Genomic DNA, 14,878 nt, shown 5'->3' with positions numbered 1-14,878 from the left:
CATGCCGCTATTTCCTCTCGCGAAATTACCAATAATCCCAGCCGCACTGTCAGCGGTTTGCCGCTTTTTATAACCTGCTGTTTTTATTCCAATAAGCTATTTCAAGGTGCGAAATGGTCTAAGCGCGCTACGCTAAAAGCGGGACGTGGACGTTATGCTGTACTTCCACTGTAGGACTAAATAGAGTCGAAAAAGACTGAATAATAATGATACCGCGCTCAGCTTATTCGCTGCGCAACGGCGGGATTAACACAGGGTGTCAGGCAAATGAGCAAACCAGTGATTGCCATTCATGGCGGCGCGGGCGCAATTACCCGGGCGGCGCTGAGTGCGGAAAAAGAACGGCAGTATATCCAGGCGCTGTCCGAGATCGTGGCCGCCGGGCAGGCGGTACTGGCGCAGGGCGGCAGCGCGCTGGACGCGGTGACCGAAGCGGTGCGGCTGCTGGAGGAATGCCCGCTGTTCAACGCCGGCAAAGGCTCGGTGTTTACCCATCAGGGCACCCACGAACTGGACGCCTGCGTGATGGACGGCCGCACCTGCGACGCCGGCGCTGTCGCCGGCGTCAGCCATATCCGCAACCCGGTGCTGGCGGCGCGCGCGGTGCTGGAAAACAGTGAGCACGTGCTGTTTGCCGCCGAAGGCGCCGAGAAGTTTGCCGCCGCCCACGGCCTGGAAATGGTTACTCCCGACTTCTTCTTTACCCAGGAACGCTTTGATCAGTTGCACCGCGCCCAGGCGGAGCAGGGGCGGGTCTTGCTTGATCACGACGGCGCGGCGCAGGCCGGCGATCCGCTCGATCCCGATCGCAAATTCGGCACCGTCGGCGCGGTGGCACTGGATGCGCTGGGCAACCTCGCCGCCGCCACTTCCACCGGTGGCATGACCAACAAGCAGGCCGGGCGGGTAGGCGACACGCCGATCATCGGCGCCGGTTGCTATGCCAACAACGCCACGGTGGCGGTTTCCAGCACCGGCACCGGCGAAATCTTCATGCGCGGCGTGGCGGCCTATGACGTCTCCGCCCTGATCGAATACGGCGGCCTCAGCCTGCAAGAGGCCAGCGATCGGGTGGTGATGGAGAAGCTGCCGGCGCTGGGCGGCAGCGGCGGCATGATCGCCGTCGATCGCCACGGCAATATCGCGCTGCCGTTCAACAGCGAGGGGATGTACCGCGGTTTTGGCTATGTCGGCGATGCGCCGTCCGTCGGGATTTATCGCTAAGCGTTCACCGGGAGGGTGTATGACCGACGTTTCATTCCAGCCCGTTGGCGATGGGTTGTCATTGCCGCCGCAGCGTGTGCTGTCGGTGCGCGATCTGAGCATCAGTTTTCCTCAATCGGAAGGTGCCGTGGAAGCGGTGCGCAACCTGTCGTTCGAGCTCGATCGCGGCGAAACGCTGGCGATCGTCGGTGAGTCCGGCTCCGGCAAATCGGTGACTTCACTGGGGCTGATGCGGCTGGTGGAGCAGGGCGGCGGGCGCATCGTCGGCGGCGCCATGACGCTGCGCCGGCGCGACGGCGCGCTGCTCGATCTGGCGCGAGCCTCGCAGAGCACGCTGAGAACGGTGCGCGGCGCCGACATGGCGATGATCTTCCAGGAACCGATGACCTCGCTCAACCCGGTGTTTCCGGTCGGCGAGCAGATCGCCGAATCGCTGCGTTTGCATCAGGGCATGGATCACCGCAGCGCGCGCCAGGAGGCGCTGCGCATGCTCGATCTGGTGCGTATTCCGGAGGCTAAAGAGGTGCTGGGGCGCTACCCGCACCAGCTTTCCGGCGGCATGCGCCAGCGGGTGATGATCGCCATGGCGCTCTCCTGCAAGCCGGCGCTGTTGATCGCCGATGAACCCACCACCGCCCTCGACGTCACCATTCAGGCGCAGATCCTGCAGCTGATCCGCGTGCTGCAACAGGAGATGCAGATGGGGGTGATCTTCATCACTCACGACATGGGCGTGGTGGCGGAGATCGCTGACCGGGTGCTGGTGATGCGCCGCGGTGAGCAGGTGGAACAAAATCGGGTGCGCGAGCTGTTTGCCACGCCGCAGCAGGCCTATACCCGGGCGCTGTTGGCGGCGGTGCCGAAGCTGGGGGCGATGGCCGATCGGCCGCTGCCGGCGAAGTTTCCGCTGCCGGGTGGCGAGGGGGATGAAGAGCCGCAGGATACCGTGCCGCCAGGCGCCGCGCCGATCCTGCGGGTGGATCATCTGGTCACGCGTTTTGATCTGCGCGGCGGGCTGTTCAATCGGGTCACTCGCCGGGTGCACGCGGTGGAAAACGTCAGTTTCGATCTTTACCCCGGCGAGACGCTGGGGCTGGTGGGCGAGTCCGGCTGCGGCAAGTCCACCACCGGGCGCTCTTTGCTGAAGCTGGTGGACAGCCAAAGCGGCACCATCACCTTCGCCGGGCGGCGAATCGATCGGTTGAAGGGATCGGCGCTGCAGCACCTGCGGCGCGATATTCAGTTCATTTTTCAAGATCCTTACGCCTCGCTCGATCCGCGCCTGACGGTCGGTTTCTCCATCATGGAGCCGCTGCTGGTGCACAACGTGATGCGCGGCCGTGAGGCGGAACGGCGGGTGGCCTGGCTATTGGAACGCGTCGGCCTGTCGCCGGAACATGCGCGCCGCTACCCGCACGAATTTTCCGGCGGCCAGCGCCAGCGCATCTGCATCGCGCGCGCGCTGGCGCTGAACCCGAAAGTGGTGATCGCCGATGAGGCGGTCTCGGCGCTGGACGTGTCGATTCAGGCGCAGATCGTCAATCTGTTGCTCGATCTGCAGCGCGAATTCGGCATCGCTTTCTTGTTCATTTCGCACGACATGGCGGTGGTGGAGCGCATCAGCCACCGGGTGGCGGTGATGTACCTCGGGCAGATCGTCGAGATCGGCCCGCGGCAGGCGGTGTTCGACAATCCGCAGCATCCCTACACCCGCAAGCTGATGGCGGCGGTGCCGGTGGCCGATCCCGCTCACGCCCACAAACGGCAGCCGCTGCCGGCCGATGAGATCCCCAGCCCGGTGCGCGCGCTGGGCGATGAACCCGTTACCGCACCGCTGGTGCAGGTTGGCGCCGGGCACTTTGTCGCCCGCCACCCGATCGCCGGTGCTTTTTAAAGACCTCAGGAGAGACAAGCGACATGAAGCACACATTCAAACGCAATGCGCTGTTGGCCGCCGTACTGCTGGCGGCGGGAACCGGCCCGGTCTGGGCGGCGAAGGACGCGGTGATCGCCGTGGCCTCCAACTTCACCACCCTCGATCCTTACGACGCCAACGACACGCTGTCGCAGGCGGTGGCCAAGTCTTTCTATCAGGGGCTGTTCGGCTTTGATAAGGACATGAAGCTGGTGAACGTGCTTGCGGACAGCTATGAGGTCAGCAAAGACGGCCTGACCTACACCGTCAAACTGCGCCAGGGCATTAAATTCCACGACGGCACCGCGTTCAACGCCGAGGCGGTGAAGGTCAACCTCGATCGCGCCAGCAACCCGGACAGCCACCTCAAGCGCTACAACCTGTTCAAGATGATCGACAAAACCGAAGCGGTGGACGCGAATACGGTGAAGATCGTGCTGAAGGCGCCGTTCTCGGCGTTCGTCAACAATCTGGCGCACCCGGCGGCGGCGATCATCTCGCCGGCGGCGCTGAAGCAATACGGCAAGGAGATCGGTTTCCACCCGGTCGGCACCGGGCCGTATCAGTTCGTGACCTGGAACCAGACCGATTTCGTCAAGGTGAAGAAGTTCGACGGCTACTGGCAGCCGGGGCTGCCGAAGCTCGACAGCATCACCTGGCGCCCGGTGGTGGATAACAACACCCGCGCGGCGATGCTGCAGACCGGCGAGGCGACCTTCGCCTTCCCGATCCCTTACGAGCAGGCCAAGGTGCTGGAAGGCAACGCCAAGCTGGACGTGGTGGCCGCGCCGTCGATCCTGCAGCGTTACATCAGCATGAACGTCACCCAAAAGCCGTTCGACAACCTGAAGGTGCGCCAGGCGCTGAACTACGCCATCAACAAGGACGCGCTGATCAAGGTGGCGTTCGCCGGTTACGCGGTGCCGGCGGAAGGGCCGGTGCCGCCGGCGATCGATTTCGCCGCCCGCTATAAGCCGTGGCCGTACGATCCGGCCAAGGCGCGCGAGCTGCTGAAAGAGGCCGGCTACCCGAACGGCTTCACCACCACGCTGTGGTCTTCCCACAACCACAGCACCGCGCAGAAAGTGCTGCAGTTCACCCAACAGCAGCTGGCGCAGGTGGGGGTGAAAGTGACGGTGACGGCGATGGATGCCGGGCAGCGCGCGGCGCAGGTGGAGAGCGTCGGGGTGAAAGACACCGGCGTGCGGCTGTTCTACACCGGCTGGTCGGCCTCGACCGGGGAAGCGGACTGGGCGCTGTCGCCGCTGTTCTCCACTCAGGCGGCGCCGCCGAAGCAGTTCAACACCGCGTTCTACAGCAATCCGCAGGTGGACAAGGATCTGACCGACGCGCTGGCGACCACCGATCGCGCCGAGAAGCAGAAACTGTATCAGGACGCGCAGGATCGTATCTGGGCCGACGCGCCCTGGATCTTCCTGGCGACCGAACGTCTGTTGTCGGCCAACAGCAAACAGCTGAGCGGTTTCTACGTGATGCCGGATACCTCGTTCAACTTTGATAACGCCGATCTGAAATAAGGCGCCCATCCCCGCCTGCGGCCAGACGGCGGCGGGCGGGGGAAGGAATGAGATGCTCAATTATTTTCTGAAACGACTGCTGGGCCTGATCCCGACGCTGCTGATCGTGGCGGTGCTGGTGTTCCTGTTCGTCCACCTGCTGCCGGGCGATCCGGCGCGGCTGGCGGCGGGGCCGGAGGCCGACGAGGCGGTGGTGCAGCTGGTGCGCAAGGATTTGGGGCTGGATAAGCCGCTGCCGCAGCAGTTCGCGCACTTTTTCGTCAACGTGCTGCGGGGCGACTTCGGCATCTCGATGGTGTCCAAACGCCCGGTGAGCGAAGAGATCGCCTCGCGCTTTCTGCCGACCTTCTGGCTGACCGTCGCCAGCATGCTGTGGGCGGTGGCGTTCGGTCTGGCGATCGGCGTGGTGTCGGCGGTGTGGCGTAACCGTTGGCCGGATCGTCTCGGCATGACGCTGGCGGTATCGGGGATCTCGTTCCCGGCCTTTGCGCTCGGCATGCTGCTGATGCAGGTGTTCTCGGTCGAGCTGGGGTGGCTGCCGACGGTGGGCGCCGACAGCTGGCGGCACTACATTCTGCCTTCGGTAACCCTGGGGGCGGCGGTGGCGGCGGTGATGGCGCGCTTCACCCGCGCTTCGTTCGTCGAGGTGCTGCAGGAAGACTACATGCGCACCGCGCGCGCCAAGGGCGTGAGAGAAAGCGTGGTGGTGATGAAACACGGCCTGCGCAATGCGATGATCCCGGTGGTGACCATGATGGGGCTGCAGTTCGGCTTCCTGCTCGGCGGTTCGATCGTGGTGGAGAAGGTGTTCAACTGGCCGGGGCTGGGGCGCTTGCTGGTGGACTCGGTGGAAATGCGCGATTACCCGGTGATCCAGGCCGAGGTGCTGTTGTTCTCGCTGGAGTTCATCCTGATCAACCTGCTGGTGGATATGCTGTACGCGGCGATCAACCCGGCGATTCGTTACCAATGAGGATGCGGCATGATTAAGCATTGGCGGCGCAACGCGGCACTGAAGGCGATGCCGCTTATTGACCCCAACGCGGTACGCACGCCGTGGGGTGAGTTTTGGCGGCGTTTTCGCCGCCAGCGGGCGGCGCTGGTCGCCGGTCTGTTGGTGCTGCTGCTGATCGCGGCGGCGCTGCTGGCGCCTTATCTGGCGCCGTTCGATGCGGAAAACTATTTCGATTACGACCGGCTGAACGAAGGGCCTTCGCTGATGCACTGGCTGGGGGTGGATTCCCTCGGGCGCGATATCTTCAGCCGCATCCTGATGGGCACGCGCATTTCGCTGGCGGCCGGGGTGTTCTCGGTGCTGGCGGGCGGGGCGATCGGCACCTTGCTGGGGCTGCTGGCCGGTTACTATGAGGGCTGGTGGGATCGCCTCACCATGCGCGTCTGCGACGTGCTGTTCGCGTTTCCCGGCATCCTGCTGGCGATCGGCGTGGTGGCGATCATGGGCAGCGGCATGGCCAACGTGATCGTCGCGGTGGCGATCTTCAGCATTCCGGCCTTTGCCCGCCTGGTGCGCGGCAACACGCTGGTGCTGAAGCACCTGACCTATATCGAGTCGGCGCGCAGCATCGGCGCCTCGGACTGGACCATCATTCTGCGGCACATTCTGCCGGGCACGTTGTCGTCGATCGTAGTCTATTTCACCCTGCGCATCGGCACCTCGATCATCACCGCCGCCAGCCTGTCGTTTTTGGGCCTGGGCGCCCAGCCGCCGACGCCGGAGTGGGGAGCGATGCTTAACGAGGCGCGAGCCGATATGGTGATCGCGCCGCACGTGGCGATCTTCCCCAGCCTGGCGATATTCATCACCGTGCTGGCCTTCAACCTGTTGGGCGACGGATTGCGCGACGCGTTGGATCCGAAACTGAAGGGGTGAGGGTATCGCTGAATTGGCATACCCCTGTTTACGAGTATAATTGATGAAAATTTGACCCGCGTATATTACAGGGATGAGGTATGGATATGGCAAATAACAATGTGACGAAAAAGACAGTCAACGTAACCATCGATCGCGACCTTTTCCAGCGCGCAAAATCCCTGGGCGTCAATGTGTCATCCGTATTGACAGACGCATTGAGCGTCCGTGTCAGGGATATTGAGATTCAACAGTGGCGCGAGCAAAATCGCGCGGCGTTAGAAGAACTTAATCGTATCACTGAAGAAAATGGTTTGTTGTCTGATGAATATCGGACATTTTGAATATGCAGTTTACCGTATATGACAATACGTATCCGGCATCAGCCTATCCCTACTTACTGGACGTTCAAAGCGATCTTATTGATGCCCTCTCGACCCGGTTAATGATCCCTCTTTATGCATTGGATAACGTCAGGGTTAAAATTTCTGCACGCCTGTGCCCGGAGATTGAGGTAAACGGCGAAAAGTTTCTCGTTATGACCCATGAGATGGCTGCCGTACGTATTTCACAGCTCGGCAAGGCCGTTGGTAATGCCAATGAGCACAGGAATCAAATAAAGCTGCCATCGATTTTCTGATTGATGGTTTTTAAATAAATCCGGGCGTTTTATTAACCGCCCGGATTTTTTTATTAACGGAACAGGTGCTCGGCGTGGAAGCGCAGGTGATCTTCCACGAAGGTGGCGATGGTGAAGTAACTGTGATCGTACCCCGGCTGAATGCGCAGCGTCAGCGGCCAGTCGCGCTGGCGCGCCAGTTCGGCCAGCCGCGCCGGCTGCAGCTGATCGGCCAGGAACTGGTCGTCGTCGCCCTGATCGATAAGGACCGGCATTTTCTCCGCGCCGCTGGCCAGCAGATGGCAGCTGTCGTACTGCAGCCACTGGCTTTCGTCGCTGCCCAGATAGGCGGTGAAGGCTTTGCGGCCCCACGGCACCTGGCACGGATTGACGATCGGCGCGAAGGCCGATACCGAGCGGAAGCGCTGCGGATTGCGAAACGCCATCATCAGCGCGCCGTGGCCGCCCATCGAGTGGCCGAAGATTGACTGACGATCGCTGACGCTGAAGTGCTGTTCGATCAGCGCCGGCAGTTCGGCGCTGATGTAGTCGTACATGCGGAAGTGACGATCCCACGGCGCCTGGGTGGCGTTCAGGTAGAACCCGGCGCCCTGGCCCAGATCGTAGCCTTCGTCGTTCGGCACTTCGTCGCCGCGCGGGCTGGTGTCCGGCATCACCAGCACCAGGCCCAGCTCGGCGGCGATGCGCTGCGCGCCGGCTTTCAACGTAAAGTTCTCGTCGTTGCAGGTCAGCCCCGACAGCCAGTACAGCACCGGCGGCGGGTTGTCATCGCGCGGCGGCGGCAGGTAGATGCTGAATGTCATGTTGCAATTCAGGCTCTGCGCCGCGTGGCGATAACGCTGTTGCCAGCCGCCGAACATGCGGTGCTCTTCGAGAAGTTCCAATGACAACGTCATCTCTGCCTCCTGGCTTATTGGTCGAAGTGGATGACGGAACGGATCGATTTGCCTTCGTGCATCAAATCGAACGCTTCGTTGATCTGCTCCAGCCCCATGGTGTGGGTGATAAAGTCGTTCAGCGCGAATTCGCCGTCCAGATAGCGCTCGACGATGCCCGGCAGCTGCGAACGGCCCTTGACGCCACCGAATGCCGAGCCGCGCCAGACGCGGCCGGTGACCAGCTGGAACGGCCGGGTCGAGATCTCTTCGCCGGCGCCCGCGACGCCGATGATCACCGATTCCCCCCAGCCCTTGTGGCAGCATTCCAGCGCGGAACGCATCACGTTGACGTTGCCGATGCACTCGAAGGAGAAATCGACGCCGCCGTCGGTCAGCTCGACGATCACCTCCTGAATCGGTTTGTCATAGTCTTTCGGGTTGATCAGATCGGTGGCACCCAGCTTGCGCGCCAGATCGAACTTGCTGGTGTTGATGTCGATGCCGATGATGCGGCCCGCGCCGGCCATCTGCGCGCCGATGATCGCCGACAGGCCGATGCCGCCCAGGCCGAAGATCGCCACGGTGTCGCCCGGTTGCACTTTGGCGGTGTTGATCACCGCGCCCATGCCGGTAGTGACGCCGCAGCCCAGCAGGCACACTTCCTCCAACGGCGCTTCCTTGTTGATTTTCGCCAGTGAAATTTCCGGCACCACGGTGTATTCGGAGAAGGTGGAGGTGCCCATGTAGTGGAAGATCGGTTTGCCGTCCTTGAAGAAGCGGGTGGTGCCGTCCGGCATCAGGCCTTTGCCCTGAGTGGCGCGGATCGCCTGGCACAGGTTGGTCTTGCCGGATTTACAGAATTTGCACTCGCCGCACTCCGGGGTGTAGAGCGGGATCACGTGGTCGCCGACCGCCACGCTGGTGACGCCTTCACCGACCGCTTCCACCACGCCGCCGCCCTCATGGCCGAGGATCGCCGGGAACACGCCTTCCGGATCTTTGCCGGACAGGGTGTAGGCGTCGGTATGGCAGACGCCGGTAGCGACGATCCGCACCAGCACTTCGCCTTTTTGCGGTGGCATCAGATCGACTTCTTCGATCTTCAGCGGCTGGTTCGGGCCCCAGGCAACGGCGGCGCGGGTTTTGATCATCTCCATCATAGTCTCCTCAGTGGTTTTCTTTTAAATCAGGCGATATCGCTAACGTCTGATAAATCGTTGGGGGTGCTTTCATCAACAGCGGCGGTTTCCGTCTGTTCAATAATCAATTCTTTCAGCGCGCGCACGTTCGGTCCGAACGCGTCGCGGCGCCACAGCAGCCAGGTGGCGGTGTCGGCCACGTCCGGCGGCAGGGTGTGAACCCGAACCCGCTCATGGCCCGGCAGCAGGCTCAGCACCGAATGCGGGATCATCGCCAGCCCGGCGCCGCTGGCGACGCAGGCCAGCATGGCGTGATAGGACTGGATCTCCATGATCTGCCCCGGCCGCGCGCCTTCGCGCTTGAACCAGGCCTCCAGCCGCAGGCGGTAGGAGCAGCTGGCGCGAAAGGCGAACAGCGTCTCGCCGTTGGCGTCTTTGGCGCTGTGGATCGGCGCGTGATCGAGACAGGAGATCACCACCATATGTTCAGGATAGGCGATACAGCCGTTCAACTCGTCATAAGGCACCGGGCCGTCGACCAGCGCCGCCGCCAGCGTGCCGGCACGCACCCGATCGGCGATTTCGCCGGAGGTGCCGGTGGTCAGCGACAGTGAAACCTGCGAGAAGCGCTGGTGATAAGCCGCCAACAGCGAGGGCAGGCGGGTGGCGGCGGTGCTCTCCATCGAGCCGAGGGCGAAGTTGCCCGCCGGTTCGCCGGCGTGGGTGATGCTCATCGCCTCATCGCTCAGCGCCAGGATGCGGTTGGCGTAGCACAGAAAGTTATGGCCCATCGGCGACAGGCGCAGGCGCTGTTTTTCGCGGATAAACAGATCGGCGCCCAGCTCCTGCTCGAGCTGGCGCAGCCGGGTGGTCAGATTCGACGGCACGCGGTGCAGCTGCTCGGCGGCGCGGGCGACCGAGCCGGTTTCCGCTACGCAGCAGAACATGCGAAGCTGGGTCAGATCCATAATGTTCTCGTTTCGTGATGAACTTGATTAGTATTATTCAGTTTTTGTGAGTTTAATACTGCGGCATGATACTGGCAACTTTCTTTTAACTTTTTGGATGCCGATATGGCTTTACGTATTGCCTTGAGCGGGTTTGCCGCGCTGATCGTGGCGATGGGCATTGGCCGCTTCGCTTTCACCCCTCAGGTGCCGCTGATGATCGCGGAACATCAGTTCAGCCTGACCGGTGCCGGGCTGGTGGCGGCGATCAACTATTTGGGCTACCTGTGCGGCGCCTACGACGCGATGCGCGCTACGCGCCACGTCGAGCGGCGCCTGTGGCTGGGCGTATGGGGCGCGATGGCGCTGACGCTACTGTCGGCGCTGGCGCAGGATGAATGGACGCACGGCGCGCTGCGCTTCGTCATCGGCTGGGCCAGCGGCTGGGCGATGGTGCTGGTCGCGGCCTGGACCAACGAGCGGTTGGCGCACTACGGCCGGCCGGCGCTGAGCGCAGCGGTGTTCGCCGGGCCGGGCGCCGGCATCTTTCTCAGCGGCATGCTGGCGGTGGGCATCAACGCGCTGGGGCTGACGGCGGCGCAGGCCTGGTTGGTGTATGGCGGGCTGGCGTTGGTGCTGGTCGGGGGGATTAGCGCCTTTCTGCCGCGCAGCGGCGAGCTGCATCGCCCGGACGTGACCCCGGAGCCGCTGCTGCTGACGCCGGCGCTCAAACGCCTGGTGTGGAGCTACAGCCTGGCCGGCTTCGGCTACATCCTGCCGGCGACCTTCTTGTCGCAGATGGCGGCGGCGCGCTTTCCCGCCAGCCTGTTCGCGCAGTTCGTCTGGCCGGTGTTCGGCGGTGCGGCGGTGCTGGGGATTGTCATCGGCATTCTGACCCGCCATCGGCTGACCACCCAGACCCGGCTGGCGATCACGCTGTGGATACAGGCGCTCGGCGTACTGAGCGCCGAAGTGGTGCCGGGCGTGGCCGGCCTGGCGCTCGGGGCGTTGCTGACCGGCGGCGGTTTCCTCTGCGTGGTGCAGCTTGCTCTTCAGCACGGGCGTGAGCTGGCGCCGCGTCATGCGCGTTACATGGCCGGATTGCTGACCACCGGTTATGCGATCGGCCAACTGGTCGGGCCGATGCTGTCGGCGCTGTCGACCGCCTTGACCCATCGGCTGGAGCCGGCGCTGTATGTGGCGGTGGCGGCGCTGTTGGCGGCCGGAGGGCTGGTGGTGAATACCCCGGCGCGGCGGTTGGCGCAAAAAACGGCGACTCGGTGATTAAAATCCATACAAAACGCATGGAAACCCGCAGCCGGCCTGATTGTGCTAAATGCGAATATTTCACCTGCGGATGAAACACTATCGCTGGATAATCGCCGCGCTCTCATCTACAGTGGGGGCAAAATCTTGACCGGGTTCACGTTATCCACCACGAAAACTCTGCCGTCACGAGAGCAAGCAATTCGCCGGCCGCACGCCCTATCAGGCCGCCGGCGGGTTCCGTCCGCAGGAGAACAAATACATGACATCATTAAGTAAAGAAGCCGCGCTGGTGCATGCGGCACTGGAAGAGCGTGGTCTGGAGACACCGCTGCGCGGGGAAGTGCTGGATCGCGAAACGCGCAAGCGTCGCATCAAAGAGCACATGACCGAAATCATGCAGCTGCTGAATCTCGATCTGTCCGATGACAGCCTGGCGGAAACGCCGCATCGCATCGCCAAAATGTATGTCGACGAGATCTTCTCCGGGCTGGACTACGCCAACTTCCCGAAAATCACCGTCATCGAGAACAAGATGAAGGTGGATGAGATGGTGACGGTGCGCGATATCACGCTGACCAGCACCTGTGAACACCACTTCGTGACCATCGACGGCAAGGCTACCGTGGCCTATATCCCGAAAGACTCGGTGATCGGCCTGTCGAAGATCAACCGCATCGTGCAGTTCTTCTCCCAGCGTCCGCAGGTGCAAGAGCGCCTGACCCAGCAGATCCTGGTGGCGCTGCAGACCCTACTCGGCACCAATAACGTGGCGGTATCGATCGATGCGGTCCATTATTGTGTCAAGGCGCGCGGTATCCGCGACGCGACCAGCGCCACCACCACTACCTCGCTGGGGGGGCTGTTCAAGTCCAGCCAGAATACCCGCCAGGAGTTCCTGCGTGCGGTGCGTCATCACCAGGGGTGATGGCGTTGCGGGGCGACCCGCAAGACGACAACAGGCGCCTGCGGGCGCCTTTTTCATGAGCGGAAGACAGCGATAAAAAATGAACAGTCATCCTCTGCCGCGCATTGCCACGCTGGACTGCGTGCGCGGCATCGCCATCCTCGGCATTTTATTGCTGAACATCAGCGCCTTCGGCTTGCCGAAGGCCGCCTACCTCAATCCGGCCTATCTGGGGATGCCGTCATCGCGCGATGCCTGGACCTGGGCGCTGCTCGATCTCTTCGCCCAGGCCAAGTTCCTGGCGATGTTCGCGCTGCTGTTCGGCGCCGGGCTGCAAATGCTGCTGCGGCGCGGCAAAAGCTGGATCCGCGCGCGGCTGTCGTGGCTGGTGTTGTTCGGCCTCGCGCACGCCATCTTCCTGTGGGACGGTGACATTCTGCTGGCCTACGGGCTGATCGGCCTGGTGTGCTGGCGCATGATCCGCGAGGCCAAAGACACCTTCCAGCTGCTGAAAACCGGCGTCGTGCTGTACTTGATTGGCGTGGCGGTGCTGCTGCTGCTCGGTTTTGTCTCGCACGGTGAGCCGGGCAGCTTCTGGCAGCCGGGCGTGGCGGAGTTGCAGTACGAGAAGTTTTGGAAGCTGCAGGGCGGTTTCGAAGCCTGGCGCAGCCGCGCCGATCTGCTCTCGTCCAGCCTGCTGGCCATCGGCGCGCAGTATGGCTGGGAGCTGGCGGGGCTGATGCTGTTCGGCGCCGGGCTGATGCGCAGCGGCTGGCTGCGCGGCAGCTATTCCTCCGGCTATTACCTGCGGCAGGCGGCGTGGCTGCTGCCGCTTTCGGTGCTGATCCAACTGCCGGCGGTGGCGCTGCAATGGCAGGTACACTGGGACTATCGCTGGAGCGGTTTCCTGCTGCAGGTGCCGCGCGAGCTGGGCGCGCCGCTGCAGGCGATGGGCTATCTGGCGCTGTGTTACGGTTTCTGGCCCGCGCTGTCGCGCCTGCGCATCGCCCGCTGGCTGAGCCAGGTGGGGCGTATGGCGTTAAGCAACTACCTGCTGCAAACGCTGATCTGCACCACGCTGTTTTATCGCTTTGGCCTCTATGAGCAGTTTGACCGGCTGCAGCTGTTGGTGTTTGTGCCGCTGGTCTGGTTGGTCAACCTGGTCTTTTCCGCACTGTGGCTGCGTTACTTCGAACAGGGGCCGATGGAATGGCTGTGGCGCAAATTGACGCAGATGGCCGCCGGCGAAGCGGAATCCAAAGCGCTGAAGTGAGCGCCCGTCGGCAGGTTAAAAAAATGTATGTAAACGTTTTCTTTCCTGTGACGTAATTCACGCAGAGCAGCGGGCCAATCGGGGTAGGATAGCGCCACCGGCCACTACCCCGATTTCAGGATCTCGCATGCCTCCAGTTCATCCGATCACCATTCGCGACGTGGCGAAACGCGCCGGGGTCTCCGTGGCGACCGTCTCCCGCGTGCTGAACCACAGCGCGCTGACCAGCAAAGAGACGCGCGAGCAGGTGCTGCAGGCGGTGGCGGATCTGGGCTATCGCCCCAATGCCAACGCGCAGGCGTTGGCGACCCAAAGCAGCGATACGTTGGGCGTGGTGGTGATGGACGTCTCCGATCCGTTCTTCGGCGCGCTGGTGAAAGCGGTAGACACGGTGGCGCAGAAACACCACAAGTATCTGCTGATCGGCAACAGCTATCATCAGGCGGACAAAGAGCGCCACGCGATCGAAGTGCTGATCCGCCAGCGCTGTAACGCCCTGATTGTTCACGCCAAAGCCCTGAGCGACGCCGAGCTGATCGGTTTTCTGGAGCAGGTGCCGGGCATGGTGCTGATCAACCGGATTATCCCCGGCTATGAGCCGCGCTGCGTCGGGCTGGATAACGTCTGCGGCGCAGAAATGGCGATGCGTCTTTTGCTGTCGCAGGGCCACCGGCGCATCGGCTATCTGGGCTCCAATCACCCGATCGAAGACGGACCGCTGCGTCAGCAGGGCTATGCGCAGGCGATGGCCGCCGCCGGGCTGGCCACGCCCGACAACTGGCGTGCCTACGGTTCGCCGGATCTGCAGGGCGGCGAGGCGGCGATGGTCGAGCTGCTGGGGCGCAACTTACAGCTGAGCGCGGTGTTCGCCTACAACGACGCCATGGCCGCCGGCGCTATGGCGGTGTTGAAAGAAAACGGTATCACGGTACCGCAGCATTTCTCGCTGATCGGCTTCGACGACATTCCCATCGCGCGCTACACCAGCCCCAAACTCACCACGGTGCGTTACCCGATCGTTTCGATGGCCACGTTGGCGACCGAGCTGGCATTGCAGGGCGCAGCAGGCCTGGCGGAGCCGCAGGCCGCTCATCTGTTCATGCCGACGCTGGTGCGGCGCCATTCTGTCGCCCCCTGGCAAAGTGAGGCGACGGTCACTCTCTGACGATTTAATCTTGTGTAACCGTTTTCAATCTGTGAGAAAATTCACAGAATATTAACATCGCGCCGTCTATGCTCTAGGCGTTTTCCGGCGCAAAGGCCCTTGCCGCTGCAACCTTT

At 62.7% G+C, this 14,878-nt stretch carries 14 protein-coding genes; 11 read left to right on the top strand and 3 right to left on the bottom strand.

Annotated elements, in window-relative coordinates; translation table 11 throughout:
- Positions 1-267 precede the first annotated feature (267 nt).
- From ACMGF7_RS00325 to ACMGF7_RS00295, 7 genes are all read left to right on the top strand, one after another.
- Positions 268-1,224, top strand: a complete 957-nt coding sequence (locus ACMGF7_RS00325; RefSeq protein ID WP_015377209.1) for an isoaspartyl peptidase/L-asparaginase family protein — start codon at positions 268-270, stop codon at positions 1,222-1,224.
- 19 nt (positions 1,225-1,243) lie between these two features.
- Entirely contained in the window at positions 1,244-3,118 is a 1,875-nt protein-coding gene (locus ACMGF7_RS00320) for a dipeptide ABC transporter ATP-binding protein (RefSeq protein ID WP_049241277.1), read from the top strand.
- Positions 3,119-3,141: 23 nt separating this feature from the next.
- A complete protein-coding gene (gsiB, locus tag ACMGF7_RS00315) occupies positions 3,142-4,677 on the top strand; it encodes a glutathione ABC transporter substrate-binding protein GsiB (protein ID WP_103085767.1) in 1,536 nt (511 codons plus the stop codon).
- A 52-nt stretch (positions 4,678-4,729) separates the two neighbouring features.
- A complete protein-coding gene (gene gsiC, locus ACMGF7_RS00310) occupies positions 4,730-5,650 on the top strand; it encodes a glutathione ABC transporter permease GsiC (RefSeq protein WP_420286326.1) in 921 nt (306 codons plus the stop codon).
- A gap of 9 nt (positions 5,651-5,659) precedes the next feature.
- Positions 5,660-6,568, top strand: coding sequence for a glutathione ABC transporter permease GsiD (gene gsiD / locus ACMGF7_RS00305; protein ID WP_019454428.1), 909 nt, complete (start codon positions 5,660-5,662; stop codon positions 6,566-6,568).
- Positions 6,569-6,648: 80 nt separating this feature from the next.
- A complete protein-coding gene (locus ACMGF7_RS00300; protein ID WP_078061989.1) occupies positions 6,649-6,891 on the top strand; it encodes a type II toxin-antitoxin system CcdA family antitoxin in 243 nt (80 codons plus the stop codon).
- Between the two features lie 2 nt (positions 6,892-6,893).
- A complete protein-coding gene (locus ACMGF7_RS00295) occupies positions 6,894-7,187 on the top strand; it encodes a CcdB family protein (protein ID WP_405050894.1) in 294 nt (97 codons plus the stop codon).
- Positions 7,188-7,240: 53 nt separating this feature from the next.
- Here the strand turns inward: ACMGF7_RS00295 and fghA are convergent, their stop codons facing one another.
- The 3 genes from fghA to ptrR are packed head-to-tail and all read right to left on the bottom strand — an operon-like array spanning position 7,241 to position 10,172.
- The gene (gene fghA / locus ACMGF7_RS00290) at positions 7,241-8,083 is read right to left on the bottom strand and encodes an S-formylglutathione hydrolase (protein WP_015377214.1); all 843 of its coding nucleotides are present in this window, start codon (positions 8,081-8,083) and stop codon (positions 7,241-7,243) included.
- A gap of 14 nt (positions 8,084-8,097) precedes the next feature.
- A complete protein-coding gene (locus ACMGF7_RS00285) occupies positions 8,098-9,222 on the bottom strand; it encodes an S-(hydroxymethyl)glutathione dehydrogenase/class III alcohol dehydrogenase (RefSeq protein WP_015377215.1) in 1,125 nt (374 codons plus the stop codon).
- 29 nt (positions 9,223-9,251) lie between these two features.
- Positions 9,252-10,172 carry a putrescine utilization regulator PtrR gene (gene ptrR, locus ACMGF7_RS00280; protein WP_004938975.1) on the bottom strand — a complete coding sequence of 307 codons (921 nt, stop codon included), beginning with the start codon at positions 10,170-10,172 and terminating at the stop codon, positions 9,252-9,254.
- A 105-nt stretch (positions 10,173-10,277) separates the two neighbouring features.
- On the opposite strand from ptrR, the gene ACMGF7_RS00275 reads away from it, so the two are divergent.
- The 4 genes from ACMGF7_RS00275 (at position 10,278) to galS (ending at position 14,762) form a co-directional block, all read left to right on the top strand.
- A complete protein-coding gene (locus ACMGF7_RS00275) occupies positions 10,278-11,435 on the top strand; it encodes a YbfB/YjiJ family MFS transporter (protein WP_031299819.1) in 1,158 nt (385 codons plus the stop codon).
- Between the two features lie 244 nt (positions 11,436-11,679).
- Entirely contained in the window at positions 11,680-12,345 is a 666-nt protein-coding gene (folE, locus tag ACMGF7_RS00270) for a GTP cyclohydrolase I FolE (RefSeq protein ID WP_004938969.1), read from the top strand.
- A gap of 79 nt (positions 12,346-12,424) precedes the next feature.
- Entirely contained in the window at positions 12,425-13,597 is a 1,173-nt protein-coding gene (yeiB, locus tag ACMGF7_RS00265) for a DUF418 domain-containing protein YeiB (protein WP_021504293.1), read from the top strand.
- A 127-nt stretch (positions 13,598-13,724) separates the two neighbouring features.
- Positions 13,725-14,762: an HTH-type transcriptional regulator GalS gene (gene galS, locus ACMGF7_RS00260; RefSeq protein ID WP_004938964.1), complete on the top strand. Its 1,038-nt coding sequence runs from the start codon at positions 13,725-13,727 to the stop codon at positions 14,760-14,762.
- The last annotated feature ends 116 nt before the right edge of the window (positions 14,763-14,878 follow it).

Origin of the sequence: Serratia sp. BNK-17 (genome assembly GCF_048684935.1) — a bacterium.
In the GTDB taxonomy this organism is placed as follows: domain Bacteria; phylum Pseudomonadota; class Gammaproteobacteria; order Enterobacterales; family Enterobacteriaceae; genus Serratia; species Serratia nematodiphila.
This window is presented reverse-complemented; position numbering and strand designations above follow the sequence as displayed.

Coding starts and splice junctions, on each gene's coding strand:
- ACMGF7_RS00325 (WP_015377209.1), top strand. CDS start 268: ATGAGCAAACCAGTGATTGCCATTCATGGCGGCGCGGGCGCAATTACC.
- ACMGF7_RS00320 (WP_049241277.1), top strand. CDS start 1,244: ATGACCGACGTTTCATTCCAGCCCGTTGGCGATGGGTTGTCATTGCCG.
- gsiB (WP_103085767.1), top strand. CDS start 3,142: ATGAAGCACACATTCAAACGCAATGCGCTGTTGGCCGCCGTACTGCTG.
- gsiC (WP_420286326.1), top strand. CDS start 4,730: ATGCTCAATTATTTTCTGAAACGACTGCTGGGCCTGATCCCGACGCTG.
- gsiD (WP_019454428.1), top strand. CDS start 5,660: ATGATTAAGCATTGGCGGCGCAACGCGGCACTGAAGGCGATGCCGCTT.
- ACMGF7_RS00300 (WP_078061989.1), top strand. CDS start 6,649: ATGGATATGGCAAATAACAATGTGACGAAAAAGACAGTCAACGTAACC.
- ACMGF7_RS00295 (WP_405050894.1), top strand. CDS start 6,894: ATGCAGTTTACCGTATATGACAATACGTATCCGGCATCAGCCTATCCC.
- fghA (WP_015377214.1), bottom strand. CDS start 8,083: ATGACGTTGTCATTGGAACTTCTCGAAGAGCACCGCATGTTCGGCGGC.
- ACMGF7_RS00285 (WP_015377215.1), bottom strand. CDS start 9,222: ATGGAGATGATCAAAACCCGCGCCGCCGTTGCCTGGGGCCCGAACCAG.
- ptrR (WP_004938975.1), bottom strand. CDS start 10,172: ATGGATCTGACCCAGCTTCGCATGTTCTGCTGCGTAGCGGAAACCGGC.
- ACMGF7_RS00275 (WP_031299819.1), top strand. CDS start 10,278: ATGGCTTTACGTATTGCCTTGAGCGGGTTTGCCGCGCTGATCGTGGCG.
- folE (WP_004938969.1), top strand. CDS start 11,680: ATGACATCATTAAGTAAAGAAGCCGCGCTGGTGCATGCGGCACTGGAA.
- yeiB (WP_021504293.1), top strand. CDS start 12,425: ATGAACAGTCATCCTCTGCCGCGCATTGCCACGCTGGACTGCGTGCGC.
- galS (WP_004938964.1), top strand. CDS start 13,725: ATGCCTCCAGTTCATCCGATCACCATTCGCGACGTGGCGAAACGCGCC.